This is a genomic window from Jeotgalicoccus nanhaiensis (assembly GCF_015235105.1).
In the GTDB taxonomy this organism is placed as follows: domain Bacteria; phylum Bacillota; class Bacilli; order Staphylococcales; family Salinicoccaceae; genus Jeotgalicoccus; species Jeotgalicoccus nanhaiensis.
Map to the genome: position 1 here is coordinate 100,718 of NZ_JADGLW010000001.1, position 15,052 is coordinate 115,769.

Here is a 15,052-nt window from a genome sequence, read left to right on the forward strand (position 1 = left end):
TAAGCCTCCTATCCGTCACTTGCTGTCAGATTTTTTAAATCTTGCAATGAAAAAGCCGTCGGTTTGATGTTCATACGGAAGGATCTGTCTGTATGGTCCCGTAAAGTTAAAGGCCGGAATATTAAAATCATCGAATTCAATATCTTCATGACGCTTTTTAAATGTATATGCAACATTTTCATTTTCCAGCTGATGAATCGTGCAGGTCGAGTAAATTAAGACGCCGCCCGGTTTTAAATATTTTTTAACATTATCTAAAATTTCAAGCTGTAATTCAACTAATTCGTTAATGCTTTCTTCATTTCGTTCGTATTTAATTTCAGGTTTTCTTTTCACTACCCCGAGGCCCGAACACGGGGCATCGACGATAATCCGGTCAAACTGCTGTCCGTAATCATGGCGCGCTGCATCTGCAACAAAGGCATCGTAATTCGCATGCTTTAAGCGTGATGCTTCATTATCAATCAGTGTAATTTTATGTTCGTGTACATCACCGAGCGAGACAAAACCGTCTTCCATTGATTCAAGCGCATGCAGCCCCTTGCCGCCCGGCGCGCTGCAGGCATCGAGAATATTGTCATCGTCATCCGGTTCCAGTGCCAGATTGACAAACATCGATGAAACGTCCTGAATCGCAAAAAAACCGTCCTTATAACTGCGGCTGTGTGTAATATTCTGCCCGTTAAACTCAATCGCATCCGGATGCAGGCCTGATTCTCTGACATCGTATCCTTCTGTCTTCAGCATTTCTATTAAGTTATCTCTGCCGACGAGTTTTTTATTGACTCTGAGATACATCTGGGGCTTTTCATTAAGCGATGAAAGCATACGCTCTGTTTCTTCGAGGCTGTAATGTTTAAACCAGTGTTTAACCAGCCATTTCGGCATGCTGTATTTTAAAGACAGGCGCGCTGCATCATTTTGAATATCATCGATAACAGGTTTTTCGCCGCGCAAATAGCCGCGGAGGATTCCGTTAATCTGTTTTCCTGCCTGCAGTCCGCCGCGTTCTTTGGCAATTTCCACCGCTTCATTAATGACCGCAAAGTCCGGCACGCGGTCGAGATATTCCAGCTGATAAACAGACAAGAGCAGCAGATACCGCTGCCAGCGGCGCAGTTTCGTTTTAATAAATGGTCTGATGTAGTACTCCAAAGTCAATTTGTGCTGCAGTGTGCCGTAGAGAATTTCTGTCAGCAGCCCCTTATCTTCGGGCTTCAGTTCTTCAAATCTTAAGGCATCGTTCAGCACGATATTGCTGTATGCTTTGTTGTCGATGACTTCTTCATATAATTCAAGTGCCAGTGCTCTCACTGTCATATATCTTCACCCAGTTTCCTGCCGATTAAATCACTGTTATTGTTAATAAAATCAAGCGCCTTATTTTTCTTCTTGCCGGCGAGCTGAACTTCCGTAATATTCACGAGTTCATCGGCGGCTGCAACCAGAAAACCTGAGTCGCTTTTATCGGTAATCGTGCCCGGTTCTTTATCCGTCCGCTGATTCGTCAGCTCCGCTGAAAATAATTTGAGGCGTTGGTCACCGAGCATTGTATGTCCTACCGGCCACGGTGCGAGACCGCGGATATGATTAAAGACTTCGCGTGCTGGTTTATTAAAACTGATAACTTCATCGCTTTTTAAAATATTCGGGCTGAAGGTCGCATCAAGGTCATTTTGAGGTGTGCGCTCGTTCGTTTCATCGAGAATTGCAGGCAATGTATCCATGAGGAGCGAAGCGCCGACTCTGCTCAGTTTGTCGAACATAGTTCCCGTGTTGTCGGAGTCTTCGATTTTAATGCTCCTCGAGGCAATAATATCCCCCGCATCGAGTTTTTTCGCCATATACATAAGCGTCACACCTGTTTCATCGTCCCCGTTAATGACCGCACGGTGAATCGGTGCGCCGCCGCGGTGTTTCGGCAGCAGTGAGGCGTGGACGTTCAGCGCACCGAGCACCGGTATATTTAAAATATTTTCAGGGAGCAGCTGGCCGAAAGCTGCTGTAATAATCAGGTCGGGCTGAAGGTCTGAAACAATGCTGAACGCTTCTTCGCTCTTCATCGTTTCAGGCTGATACAGTTCGATGCCGAGCAATTTTGCCGCAAGTGCGACCGGCGGATCCGTCATTACTTTTTTTCGTCCGACGGGTCTCGCCGGCTGAGAAATTACCAGGTCGACGCCGTATTCTTTATGAAGTTCTTTTAGTATCGGTACAGAAAAATCCGGCGTACCCATAAAGATAATTTTAGTCATATTAAATCTCCTACATAATATATTGTGGATCGACATCAATTTTTAAAGACAATCCTGTCTTTTTATAAATTTGTGTATATTTTTCATCGAGCGCATCGAGAACTGCTTTAAGTTCCGGTTCGCGTTTATATTTCAACAGAATCTGGAATCTGTTTTTGTTTTTAATTCTTTCAATCGGACTCGGTGACGGGCCGATAATAATACAGCTTTCACTGACATTTTCAACCAGTGTTTTGTGAATATCCGTCGTCGCCTGAAGACAATCCTGAATACGTTCCGCTGAAATAGTAAACAGAATGTGGAAATAGTAAGGCGAATAACGTGCAAATTTACGAAATTGCATTTCTTTTTCATAAAAGCCGCGGTAGTCATTATCCATCGCAAGCGTAATCGCGTAGTGCTCCGGGTTATAAGTCTGGAATATCACTTCGCCCGGCAGCTCGTGCCGGCCGGTGCGTCCTGCCACCTGAGTCAGAAGCTGAAAGGTCCGTTCATTCGCCCGGAAGTCAGGGAGGTTTAACATGGTGTCTGCATTCAGCACGCCGACCAGGGTCACGTTCGGATAGTCGAGTCCTTTGGCAATCATCTGCGTGCCGAGAAGTATCGGCACTTTGTCCGCTTCAAAGCGGTTAAGCAGCTGCTCATGAGCGCCTTTACGCTGAGTCGTGTCAACATCCATCCTGATAATATCAACATTAAAGGTGTCTCGTAAAATTTCTTCAACTTTTTGAGTACCCGTTCCTCTGAAGGTGACATCATTGGAACCGCAGTCTGCACATTTACGCGTAACCTGCTCTTCATAGCTGCAGTAGTGGCAGAGCAGACTGCTGTTGTTTTTATGATATGTGAGTGAAATATCACAGTTCGGACAATTCGGCACATGGCCGCAATTCTGGCAGATCTGGAAGTTCGCAAACCCTCTCCGGTTTAACAGCAGCACGGTCTGCTCGCCTTTTTCTATCCTGTCCTGTATAGCCGCTTCAAGCTTCCTCGATAAAATTCCCGAGTTGCCGTCTTTGTGTTCGTCGCTCATATCGACAATCTCTGCTCTTGGCATAGGCTGCATACCCGGCCGGTGCGTCAGTTCAAAACGTTTATAGACGCCCTTTGAACTCCGTGCGTAGGATTCAAGTGAAGGGGTGGCAGAACCGAGGACGACGGGGCAATTATGAAATGCCGCACGCAGTTTCGCCACTTCCGCTGCATGGTACATCGGCCGTTCCGACTGTTTGTACGTCGTTTCATGTTCTTCATCGATAATAATGATGCCGATATTTTTAAAGGGTGCAAATACAGATGAACGTGCTCCGACTGAGACGCGGGCACGGCCGCTTTGAATTTTACGCCATTCATCGTATTTTTCACCGTGCGACAAAGCCGAGTGAAGCACGGCAACATCATCGCCGAAACGCGCTTTAAATCTGTTGACCATTTGCGGGGTCAGTGCGATTTCCGGCACCAGCATAATAGCATCCCGGTGGTTATCAAGCGCCGTCTGAATAAGCTGCAGATACACTTCTGTTTTTCCGCTGCCTGTAATGCCGTGCAAAAGGAAGGTCTCATTATTCTGATCGTTAAGCGCCGCATTAATACTGTTAAAGGCAGCTGCCTGTTCGCTGGTCAATTTCTTTTCATAATCAGCTTCAAATACCGCTGATTCATACGGATCGCGTTCAACAACCATATCGAGTTTTTCAACATAGCCTTTTTTCTCGAGTTCGCGGACGACTGCTTCTGAGTAGCCCTGCGCCTTCAGCTCTCTAAGCAGGACCGGCTCCTTGTAATCCTCAATGATCTGCAGTGCTTCGAACTGTTTCGGTGCGCGTTCAAGCGGTGCTTTATTTAAAAATAAGGAGCGCACTCCTTTTTGAACTTTTTTCTTTGTATGCTGTTTAATCTGAATATCTTCATAAATCTCGCCTGTTTCAATATAAGGCATGAGTTCTGCAAGATCCCTTGCCGGCAGACTCTTCGTTTCGAGTTCGCCGTTCACCGAATAGCTGTCATAAATAAATTTCGCCTCTCCTGAAGCTGTATCATCAAGCAGCAGCACTTTTTTTGATTTTGTTTTCAAAGCGACCGGCAGAATGGTTTCGATAACAGAAATATACGGTTCGATATAATAATTTGCCAGCTGTTTTGAAAGTTCGATCAGTTCATCCGTCAAAACAGGCTCGAGGTCCATGACCTTAACGATTTCTTTAACTTTGTCCGCCGGCACATCGCTGTCCTCGTGAATGCTCATCACGTAAGCCTGCACATGTCTCGGGCCGAACGGAACGAAGACACGGTGTCCCGGCTTAATAACATCCGTGAGGCGGTCCGGTATTTTATAGTCGAAGAGCCGGTTGACATCCTTCGAGTTCACTCCGACGATTACTGCTGCAAACATCAGTGCATCACCTTGTCAAGAACGGCATCTGTGATCTTTTCGGCAAGTGCGGTTTTGGCCATTTTAGCGAGCGGCACTCTGCTGCCGTCTTTAAAAATAATGGTCACTTCGTTATCATCGCTGTTCATGCCGATTGACGTATCCGACACATCATTCATAATAATCGCATCTGCATTTTTTGTTTTGAGCTTCGATTCTGCATAAGCTTCGACATTTTCCGTCTCCGCTGCAAAGCCGACAATATACATATCTTCACTGTTATGACCGGCATATTTTAAAATGTCCTGTGTTTCCGTCAATTCAATAACCGGCGCTTTGTCCGCTTGTTTTTTAATTTTCTGGCTGCTTTTATCTTTAACTGTAAAGTCCGAGACCGCTGCAGTAAAGATGCCGATATCTGCAGTCAAATGTGTTTTAACCGCTTCAAACATTTCTGCCGTCGATTCCACATCGATGCGTATCACACCCGCTGGGGCCGGCAGATTTGTCGGTCCGCTGACGAGGATTACTTCAGCGCCGCGGCGTTTAAAGCTGTCTGCTATACTGTAGCCCATTTTCCCGCTTGAAAAATTGGACAGGTAACGGATCGGGTCAAGACGCTCCCTCGTCGGCCCCGCTGTAACGAGCACACGTTTACCTTCCAGCTCGCGGCTTTCGTTCAGCATGTCATTAATTTTCTCCATAATATCCGGCACTGACGCAAGGCGTCCTTTTGCATTGTAGCCGCAGGCGAGAAAACCTGTTTCCGAGTCGATAAACTCCACACCCTGGCTTCGGATCCTGTCGATGTTTTCCTGGACAGACGGCTGGTGCAGCATATGAACGTTCATGGCAGGCGCCATTAAGACGGGTTTCGTATTGGCTGCGAGAACATTTAACAACATATTATCGTAGATGCCGTTCGCAAATTTGCCGATGGTGTTGGCTGTGACCGGCACTACTGCGATAAGGTCTGCCCACTCCCCGATATTAATATGTGCAATATGACTTGGGTTTTCTTCTAAAAAAGTATTAGTATAAACGTGATTTCTGCTGATGGCCTGAAAAGCGAGCGGCGTCACGAACTCGAGCGTGTTATCTGTCAAAACAACGCGGACTTCATGGCCGGACTGAATGAGTTTGCTCGTTAAATCAATTGCTTTATAACTTGCAATGCCTCCTGTAACTCCGAGGACAATATTTGCCAAATTAATCACCTCTTTAAAAAAAGCTGACAATTTCTTGTCAGCATCATTATATCTCTTTTATTTTTGTACAGTAACTTTGCCGGCTGCGATCTCTTCAAGAGAATAACCGACATTTGTTTTTGATCTGTATGAATCAAGGAGTGCATCTTCCGGATGTTCCTGTAATTGTCTTGCACGTTTTGCCGCCATCGTAACTACCAGATACTTTGAATCGACATGTTTTTTAAGTTCATGACCAGCTGGGTATAACATTAATTATTTGCCTCCAGTAAAAGTTTTCTTAACTTGTTTTCTACGCGGGAACGCTCGAGATGACTCGCTTCAACGATGCACTGTATTTTCTGGCGCGCCGTATCGACATCATCATTGATTACAACATAGTCGTATAAGTTCATCAGGCTGAGTTCGCGTCTCGCTTCTTTAATACGGTGATCAATCACTTCTTGTGAATCCGTACCGCGGCCGATTAGACGCTCTTCCAGCTGTGCCAGTGTCGGCGGAGCCAGAAAGATAAATAAAGCATCCGGGAATTTTTCCCTGACCTGTTTCGCACCTTCGACTTCAATTTCGAGAAAGACATCGTGTCCATCTGCAATTGTATCTTTAACGTAATCTACCGGCGTGCCATAGTAATTTCCTACGTATTCAGCGTACTCGATGAATTTATCCTGTTCAATCAGCGTTTTAAATTCTTCGTGCGACTTGAAAAAGTAATCTATGCCATCACGTTCGCCTTCTCGTTTCTGTCTTGTTGTCATAGAAATTGAATATTTAAAATTCGTCTCTGGGTGATCGAAAACAGCTTTGCGAACAGTGCCTTTTCCGACTCCCGAAGGTCCAGAGAGAACGATGAGCAATCCTTTATCAGATACCATAGAATGTAACCTTTCTAATTTTGATTACTTCTTAATGTACCATAGATTGCACAAAATTTCATCATTAAAGCGGACATTAAATCCGCATTCATGATAAAATAATATGTAATCATTTTGAGGAGGATACGCCATGGCTTTTGACGGAAATTTTACACACGCCCTCACAGAAGAGCTGCAATTTTTAGTGCGCGGTAAAATAAATAAAATTCAGCAGATGGATAATTCATCTCTCCTGTTTAAAATGCGCGCGGAGGGAAAAAATCATCAGCTGCTCATAAGCAGCCATCCGATGTACGCCCGCTTTCATCTGACGGAGCAGAAATATGAATTCCCTTTTGATCCGCCGATGTTTTCCCGTATTTTAAGAAAACATATCGAAGGCGGTTTTATTACGGAAATTAAGCAGCTTGGCAACGACCGCCAGGTGCATATTCATATACGTGCCATTAACGATATCGGTGATGATATTGAACGGATACTGATACTCGAAATCATGGGGCGGCATTCAAATATTATTTTAACAGATGAAAACTATAAAATTATCGACGGCATTAAGCATCTGACGCCGAATAACAACGTAAGGACGATTATGCCGGGCTTCACCTATGAAGGGCCGCCGACAGGCCGAAAATTAAATCCGAGAACTGAAGAGCTGAACGACCTGCCGAAGTTTATCGATTTTAATGCAGGCAAGCTGAAGCGGCAGATCTTAGCGAATATCGAAGGATTCAGCCCGGTCTTTATCGATGAAGTGGAATCCCGCGTTAAATATTTCAAGCCCGATAATATCGTCCCGGCAATTAAAGAGACGCTGGTGAAGGCTCGTAATATTCAGCCGGTATATTACGATTTGAAGAAACCGGTCTTTTACTTTACACCGCTCGAACATCTGGGTGAGCCGGATAAGGTCTACCGCACTCTCAGTGAACTGCTCGATGAATATTATCACCGCCGATACCAGATCAGCGCCATCCGCCAGAAATCGTCGGATTATCTGCAGGTCATTGAACGGGAACACGATAAGACCGTACGGAAAATTGCCAATCTTGAAGCGGATTTACAGGAAGCGGCCGAAAAAGATAAGTATCAGAAATACGGCGAACTGATTACTGCGTATATGCACAGCATAAAGAATTACCAGGAGTCGGCTGTCGTGATGGATTACTATACAAATGAGGAAATAGAAATTCCGCTCGATAAACAGCTCTCACCCGCTGAAAATGCCCAGCGCTATTACAATATGTACAACAAATTGAAAAACCGTGAAAAAGTTGCGGAAGAACAGCTGCGCCTTGCTCATATGGACGTGGAATACTTCAGCAACCTGCTGCATCAGATGGAAAATATTACGACAGAAGATGAAGTCGAAGAAGTGCGCCAGGAATTAATTGAAGAGAAAATTATTAAAGAGCGGAAACACGGCAAGAAGAAAAAGAAAGTAAATAAAATTCAGCTGCACGAGTTTGAAACATCGAACGGTCTGCCGGTTTTTGTCGGCAAGAACAATAAGCAGAATGATTATTTAACCAACCGGAAAGCACAGAACAACCATCTGTGGTTCCACACGAAAGACATCCCGGGATCCCACGTGGTCATTGCACACAATGCTTCCGATATATCCGAAGACGATATTTTAGAAGCGGCCATGCTCGCGGCTTTCCACTCGAAAGCCGGCCAGTCAGCAGGGGTCCCCGTCGACTATACTGAAATCAAACACGTTAAAAATATTCCGGGCACAAAACCCGGTTTCGTCACCTACAGCGAGCAGGCGACTGTACTGGTCGACCCCGATCCTGAAAAAGTTAAACAAATGAAGAAAGAATAATAAGTGGAAACCCGGAAAATCGCAATGATTTGCCGGGTTTCTCCATATCTTATAAGCCGTCGCGGAATGTACGCACATCAGCAGAACCTGCTGTATCCAGCACCCCGCGTTCTTCTGCCACACCGAGCAGCGTGTCCAGATCGCACAGTACTGTACAGGCGCATCCGGCTTCTGCGAATTTCTGTGACGCACCTTCAATACCGTAGGAAAATATCGCAGCGACACCTAATACTTCGGCGCCGTCTGCCCGGAGTACTTCTACAGCGTTCAGACTGGAGCCTCCTGTTGAAATTAAATCTTCAATCACGATAACGCGTTTGCCTGCAACTGCAGCGCCCTCTATCTGGCGCGCCGTGCCGTGAGCTTTCTTGCTGCCGCGGACGTAGGCCGACGGTTTGCCGAGACGGTCGGCTATCAGCGTCGCATGCGGAATTCCGGCAGTTGCTGTGCCCGTGATAATATCAGTTTCGCCAAATTTACCCAGTTCTTCAATCAGCAGCTGAATTACCTTGCGGTGTGCTTCAACATCTCCGAGTATTTGTCTGTTATCGCAGTAAATTGGAGATTTTATCCCGCTCGCCCAGGTAAATGGTTCTGACGGCGACAGTTTTACCGCATCGATATCGAGCAGTGTATGCGCAACTGATGAATACATATTATTCTCCCTCCCATAATCGTTTAATTTCGCGATATGCCAAAAGAGGCTGGTCACTTTGTGTAATCGGACGGCCGACAACGATGTAATCGGAACCGAGCATTTTCGCTTTTTCCGGCGTGACTACACGGACCTGATCATCGCTGTTGTTTTCCGAAAATCTTATACCCGGTGTTACCGTTAAGAAATCTGGAGAAATTTCATTGTGAATCATCCGGCTCTCAAGCGGTGATGACACCACTCCGTCGAGTCCCGCTTTATAAGCAAGTTTTGCATAGTGAAGCACGCTGTCGGTTAAGGACAGAGGAGTCTGCTGTTCCTGCTGCATCGTTTGTTCATCCTTACTCGTCAGCTGTGTTACCGCGATAATTTTACCCGCTGCATTTTCTTTTCTAAACGCCGCTGCCGCCCGCTGCATCATATCAAAACCGCCTGCTGCATGCACATTAACCATATCCACATTGAGTTTACCGAGCACCGACATCGTGCGTTCCACTGTCGTCGGGATATCATGTAATTTTAAGTCCAGAAAAACATCGTGGCCGTATGCTTTAATTACATCTATAATTGCCGGTCCGCTCTGCATATATAACTCCATGCCAATTTTAACGTACAGTTTTTCATCGAAGCCGGCTAAAAATGTTTTCGCCTCTTCGTATGTACTGAAATCTAAAGCAATAATCGGTTTCGCTGCCATCTTAAAACTCCTCCTAATGTGTTAAAGAAAAGCACGTCCTTTTATATCGTGAATGTGCACTAACTTTTCTTCTGTTACTTTTCTTTCAAGCCCCTCAATCAGTTCCTTGCAAATATAAGGGTTCGTAAAGTTCATCGTGCCGACTGCCACTGCATCTGCTCCAACGCTGATAAAGTCCAGTACATCATCGACAGATGCAATGCCGCCCATGCCGATAATCGGAATATCCGGCAAGGCCTGCCTGACCTGATACACCATATTCAAAGCAACAGGTTTAATTGCCGGTCCGCTGAGTCCCCCCGTCGTGTTCGAGAGAATCGGACGGCCGTAATTATCGAGCCGCATACCGACCAGCGTGTTAATCATTGTGAGGCCGTCTGCTTCTCCCGAGACACTTTTTGCCATCTTAACTATGTTCGTCACATTCGGTGACAGTTTGACGTACACCGGTTTCGCACTTGCTTCTTTAACTGCCGCTGTCAGGCGCTTGGCTGTTCCAGGATCAGTGCCGAACTGAATACCGCCCGCTTTAACATTCGGACATGAAATATTTAATTCGAGCGCGCTGACGTTCGGTGCTCTGGATATTTTTCTCGCCACTTCAACATAATCTTCAATTTTAGTTCCAGCGACATTGGCAATAACCGGCACATCAAACTGCTCAAGGAATTTAAGTTCATTAGCGATAATGTGATCAACTCCCGGATTCTCGAGTCCGATAGCATTCAGCATGCCGCTCGATGTTTCAGCAACCCGCGGTGTTTTGTTGCCCATTCTCGTTTCTTCAGTCGCAGCTTTAATCATAATTGCACCGAGTTCAGACAAATCATACAGCTGTGAAAATTCTCTGCCAAAACTGAAACATCCCGATGCCGGCATGACCGGATTTTTTAAATCCAGGCCGGGCAGGGAAATGTGTAATTTGTCTGTCACAGTACAACCGCTCCTTTTTCAAATACGGGACCATCCGTACAAATTTTAAGATGACCGCCTGCTTTAGTTTCGCAGACGCAGGCATAACACACTCCAAAACCGCAGCCCATGCGTTCTTCCAAGGAAATAAAACCGTCCATCGGCATGGTCTCATCTAAAACCTTCAGCATTACTTTCGGACCGCATGCGTAAAATTGATTGAAATCAGTGCCGAGTTTTTGAATAACATCTGTAACAAAGCCTGCTGAACCGTATGTGCCGTCAGCTGTCGCAATATATGTCTCACCGAGATTTTTAAACTCTGCTTCGTAAAAGACATCTTTTTTGCTGTTAAAGCCGAGCACATGTGTCGTTTTCACACCGCGTTCCTTCAGCTGTTTTGACAGCTCATACAGGGGCGGCACACCGATGCCCCCGCCGACAATCAGTACATGGCTGCCGCCTGCCGCTGCAGTGATATCGTAACCGTTGCCGAGCGGCATCAGGAAATCCAGAGTTTCTCCTTCATTAATTTCCGCAAGCTTTCTTGTCCCCGCTCCCTCTGCTCTGAAGACAATCGTAATTTCATTATTGTCATAATCAATATTGGAAATCGAGATGGGACGGCGCAATACATGTTCAGTCGACTTCGATACTCTCACATGAACAAACTGTCCCGGACGGAGCGTATATTTATGAAGCTCCGTTTTCAATACCAGTTCAAAAATATTATCGGCAATTTCTGATTTTTTTATTGCGGTTGCAAGTTGCAGCATGTCAGCACCCCTGTTTACTTATTGTTGTACACAATTTTTCCGTCAGCAATTGTCATAACGATATCGCTTGTCAGCCTCTCACCGTGAAACGGTGTATTCTTTGCTTTCGATAAAAACTCATTTTTGTCGAGTGTATATTCGCGGTTTAAGTCTATCAGCGTTAAATCAGCAGTCTTGCCTGTTTTTATAGTTCCGCTGTCGAGCTTAAATACTTCACTCGGCTTAACCGTCATCCAGTCGATAACCTGCTGCAGGGTGAATACGCCCGTTTTAACAAGCTTGGTATAAACCAGCTGGAAGGCATTTTCAATGCCGACAATACCAAACGGTGCCGTTTCAATGCCCGCTGCCTTTTCATCTTCATGATGCGGAGCATGGTCTGTCGCGATAAAGTCGAGCGTCCCGTCAACGAGCCCTTCAATGAGCGCTGCCCTGTCATCCGAGCCGCGGAGCGGCGGATTCATTTTAAAGTTCGGGTCTTTTTCTTTTATATCATTTTCATCCAGCACTAAGTGATGCGGTGTCACTTCTGCTGTTACTTTAATTCCCGCGCGTTTCGCGTCCCGGATTACTCTGACGCTTTCTTTCGTCGAGACGTGGCAGACATGGTAATGACAGTCCGCCGCTTCAGCGAGCAGCACGTCACGTGCGATCTGCGTCGATTCCGTAATCGCAGGAATTCCTTTAATACCAAGTTTTTCACTCGTCTTCCCTTCGTGAATTGCTCCGCCGTATATCAGCGTATTTTCTTCTGTGTGAGCAACGATTGCCATATCCAGCTTTGATGCTGCCTGCATGGCACGGTACATCATGTCCGCGCTCTGTACACCGACACCGTCGTCTGTAAAAGCGAAGGCGCCCTCAGCTTGTAAGCTCTTAAAGTCCACGAGCTCCTCGCCTTTCAATCCTGTCGTAATCGACACGTAGGGCAGCACTTTTATGACCGCATCTTCTTTAATTCTCCGCTTTAAATCGCGGAGTATTTCAGGTGTATCGATAATCGGATCCGTATTCGGCATTGGACAGATTGTTGTAAATCCGCCGCGGGCAGCAGCTTTTGTTCCTGACTCAATTGTTTCTTTATGTTCGAATCCAGGTTCTCTCAGGTGGACATGAACATCGACGAGGCCCGGAGTCAAAAGCAGGCCCGTACAATCGATAACTTCTCCCTCTGAAGTAAGATTCTCGCCGATTTCAGCAATTTTACCGTCTTGAATGTAAACGTCTGATATTTTTTCTTTATTATTGAGTAACAGCGTAGCGTTTTTCAAAAGCATGCTTGTTGCCCCCTTCTCCGTCAAGTACTGATTCTAAGATACTCATGCGCATAAATACGCCGTTTGTCATCTGTTCAAAAATAACACTTTTTTCGCCTTCAACAACTTCATCTGTAATTTCAACATTGCGGTTAATCGGTGCCGGATGCATAATCAGGGCGTGCCGCTTCATGTTATTCATGCGCGCTTTGTTCATGCCGTATAGTGCATTATATTCTTCTTTCGGCATTTCTGAGTATGATTCATGACGTTCGTGCTGAACGCGGAGCAGCATAATAACGTCGCAGATCTCCACCGCTTCGTCAATACTGATATGCGGTATGCCGAGCGTATTATCCTGCAGTTCACGTGGACCTGAAAAGTATACTTCAGCACCCATCTTCGTCAGTGCCTGTGCATTGCTCTTTGCCACACGTGAATGTTTAATATCTCCGACAATTGCTATTTTAAGTCCGCAAATCTGACCTAAATTTTCATAAATTGTCATCATATCGAGCAGGGATTGTGTCGGGTGCGACCCGCTGCCGTCGCCGCCGTTAATAATTGGAATATTAAGATCTTTGAGGTTTTCGTAATACTTATTATCCGGATGCCTGACGACAAGGGCATCTGCACCGATTGCCTGGAGTGTTTTGCATGTGTCGTAAAGCGACTCTCCTTTAGAGACCGAACTCGTCGATACATCGAAAGGCAGTCTTTCAATGTTAAGATTTTTCTCCGCCATCTCAAAGCTCAGTTTGGTCCGCGTCGAGTTTTCATAAAACAGGTTAACAACTGTTTTATCGTTCAGCTTCATTACCGGCCTGCCGTATTTAATATCGATTGCTCTCGTAATTAAAGCTTCGATTTCCTCAGGCGTAACATGTTCCATAGATAATAAGTTTTTCATTCAGTCCGTCTCCCTCTTTGGTAAAATTAGATTTAGAATAATTCCTGCTACTGCAGCGAGTGCCATTCCTTCAAGATTGAATGGAATATTGCCTATCGTGAAGTCTAAATGTGCTTTACCGATTCCGATGACTAAAATCACAGATGCGATAACCAGATTGCGTTTGTTATCAAAATCAACTTTTGCGTCGACCAGCATCCGGAGGCCGCTTGATGCGATAATACCAAACAGCAGAATCGACACACCACCCATAACCGGTGACGGGATGCTCTGGACGACAGCCGTAAATTTACCGACAAAGCCGAGTATGACTGCAAGTACTGCCGCTCCGCCGATGACCCAGACACTGAAAATTCTCGTGATGGCAAGAACACCGATGTTTTCACCGTAAGTCGTTGTCGGCGGGCCGCCGATTGTGCTTGCGAACATCGTCGCTACACCGTCACCGATAATCGAGCGGTGAAGCCCCGGTTTTTTAAAGAAGTTGCGGCCGACAATTTTGTTAATAACCATCTGGTGGCCGATATGCTCGGAAATTGTCACGAAAACGATCGGCAGCATGACCATGAAGAGGCCGATGTTCATTGCCGGCGTGTAATCCTGATACGGGATATACAAGTCCGGCAGGACAAACCAGCCCGTGCTCTTAATCAGCTCGAGATCTACAATGCCGAACATTAAAGCTGAGATGTATCCTCCGATAATTCCGATTAAGATAGGAATTAACCCGAGTACACCTTTTAAGAAGATTGAAGCAAGTATCGTTATCGCGAGTGTAATCAGTGCAACTGTAATGTAGGTCATGCTGTAGCCTTTCTGGTTGCCGGAATCTGTATACATAGCCATATCCACTGCTACCGGTGCGAGGCCGAGGCCAATAACCATAATGACCGGCCCGACGACTATCGGCGGGAGGAGTGCGATAATCCATCCTGTGCCGGCAAGCCGGATGGCGAGACCGATTACAACGTACAGCACCCCGCTGAAGAACAGTGCTGTTAAAACTTCCCCAAGCGAGTTCGCACCGAGGGCGATCGTAATCGGAAGTATGAAAGCAAAGCTTGAACCGAGGTAAGCCGGAATCTGGCCTTTTGTAATCAGGATATATAGCAGGGTTCCGATACCGCTTGCAATCAAAGCTGCACTTACCGGCAGTCCTGTCAGAAAGGGCACCAGCACAGTCGCACCGAACATTGCAAACAAGTGCTGTGAGCTTAAGAGCAGCCCTTGAAAAAATTTCGGTCTGTCATGTACATCGAGTTCAGGTTCTACACTGCGTTTAAAAATTTCATCTTCAAACTTTGCCATCTGC

The 15,052-nt window shown here is 45.9% G+C and carries 14 protein-coding genes; 1 reads left to right on the forward strand and 13 read right to left on the reverse strand.

Features of this window, described 5'->3' with window-relative positions; genetic code table 11:
* Window positions 1–15: 15 nt before the first annotated feature.
* The 6 genes from rsmB to gmk are packed head-to-tail and all read right to left on the reverse strand — an operon-like array spanning window position 16 to window position 6,709.
* On the reverse strand, window positions 16–1,320 hold the full coding sequence (rsmB, locus tag IR135_RS00465; protein ID WP_135095711.1) for a 16S rRNA (cytosine(967)-C(5))-methyltransferase RsmB: 1,305 nt from the start codon (window positions 1,318–1,320) through the stop codon (window positions 16–18).
* Entirely contained in the window at window positions 1,317–2,255 is a 939-nt protein-coding gene (fmt, locus tag IR135_RS00470; protein ID WP_135095712.1) for a methionyl-tRNA formyltransferase, read from the reverse strand. The genes rsmB and fmt overlap by 4 nt, the downstream gene beginning before the upstream one ends.
* Window positions 2,256–2,265: 10 nt before the next feature.
* Complete coding sequence (gene priA, locus IR135_RS00475; protein WP_135095714.1) at window positions 2,266–4,647, reverse strand: primosomal protein N'; 2,382 nt, start codon at window positions 4,645–4,647, stop codon at window positions 2,266–2,268.
* Window positions 4,647–5,834 carry a bifunctional phosphopantothenoylcysteine decarboxylase/phosphopantothenate--cysteine ligase CoaBC gene (gene coaBC, locus IR135_RS00480; RefSeq protein WP_135095716.1) on the reverse strand — a complete coding sequence of 396 codons (1,188 nt, stop codon included), beginning with the start codon at window positions 5,832–5,834 and terminating at the stop codon, window positions 4,647–4,649. The genes priA and coaBC overlap by 1 nt, the downstream gene beginning before the upstream one ends.
* Before the next feature lie 57 nt (window positions 5,835–5,891).
* On the reverse strand, window positions 5,892–6,086 hold the full coding sequence (gene rpoZ / locus IR135_RS00485) for a DNA-directed RNA polymerase subunit omega (protein WP_135095718.1): 195 nt from the start codon (window positions 6,084–6,086) through the stop codon (window positions 5,892–5,894).
* Window positions 6,086–6,709 (reverse strand): guanylate kinase, encoded by a 624-nt coding sequence (gmk, locus tag IR135_RS00490; protein WP_115885740.1) that lies wholly within the window; start codon window positions 6,707–6,709, stop codon window positions 6,086–6,088. The genes rpoZ and gmk overlap by 1 nt, the downstream gene beginning before the upstream one ends.
* A gap of 130 nt (window positions 6,710–6,839) precedes the next feature.
* Here gmk and IR135_RS00495 point away from each other — a divergent pair, with 130 nt between their 5' ends.
* Window positions 6,840–8,534 carry an Rqc2 family fibronectin-binding protein gene (locus IR135_RS00495; RefSeq protein ID WP_135095720.1) on the forward strand — a complete coding sequence of 565 codons (1,695 nt, stop codon included), beginning with the start codon at window positions 6,840–6,842 and terminating at the stop codon, window positions 8,532–8,534.
* Window positions 8,535–8,583: 49 nt separating this feature from the next.
* Here IR135_RS00495 and pyrE read toward each other — a convergent pair whose 3' ends face one another.
* The 7 genes from pyrE to IR135_RS00530 are packed head-to-tail and all read right to left on the reverse strand — an operon-like array spanning window position 8,584 to window position 15,048.
* Complete coding sequence (gene pyrE, locus IR135_RS00500; RefSeq protein WP_135095722.1) at window positions 8,584–9,189, reverse strand: orotate phosphoribosyltransferase; 606 nt, start codon at window positions 9,187–9,189, stop codon at window positions 8,584–8,586.
* A 1-nt stretch (window position 9,190) separates the two neighbouring features.
* A complete protein-coding gene (gene pyrF / locus IR135_RS00505; RefSeq protein WP_135095724.1) occupies window positions 9,191–9,886 on the reverse strand; it encodes an orotidine-5'-phosphate decarboxylase in 696 nt (231 codons plus the stop codon).
* Between the two features lie 21 nt (window positions 9,887–9,907).
* The gene (locus IR135_RS00510) at window positions 9,908–10,819 is read right to left on the reverse strand and encodes a dihydroorotate dehydrogenase (RefSeq protein ID WP_135095726.1); all 912 of its coding nucleotides are present in this window, start codon (window positions 10,817–10,819) and stop codon (window positions 9,908–9,910) included.
* Complete coding sequence (locus IR135_RS00515; RefSeq protein WP_135095728.1) at window positions 10,816–11,574, reverse strand: dihydroorotate dehydrogenase electron transfer subunit; 759 nt, start codon at window positions 11,572–11,574, stop codon at window positions 10,816–10,818. The genes IR135_RS00510 and IR135_RS00515 overlap by 4 nt, the downstream gene beginning before the upstream one ends.
* A 14-nt stretch (window positions 11,575–11,588) precedes the next feature.
* Complete coding sequence (locus IR135_RS00520; protein ID WP_135095730.1) at window positions 11,589–12,851, reverse strand: dihydroorotase; 1,263 nt, start codon at window positions 12,849–12,851, stop codon at window positions 11,589–11,591.
* Window positions 12,817–13,740, reverse strand: a complete 924-nt coding sequence (locus IR135_RS00525; protein ID WP_135095732.1) for an aspartate carbamoyltransferase catalytic subunit — start codon at window positions 13,738–13,740, stop codon at window positions 12,817–12,819. Before IR135_RS00525 ends, IR135_RS00520 begins: the two co-directional genes overlap by 35 nt.
* The gene (locus IR135_RS00530; protein WP_135095734.1) at window positions 13,741–15,048 is read right to left on the reverse strand and encodes a solute carrier family 23 protein; all 1,308 of its coding nucleotides are present in this window, start codon (window positions 15,046–15,048) and stop codon (window positions 13,741–13,743) included.
* Window positions 15,049–15,052: the final 4 nt, after the last annotated feature.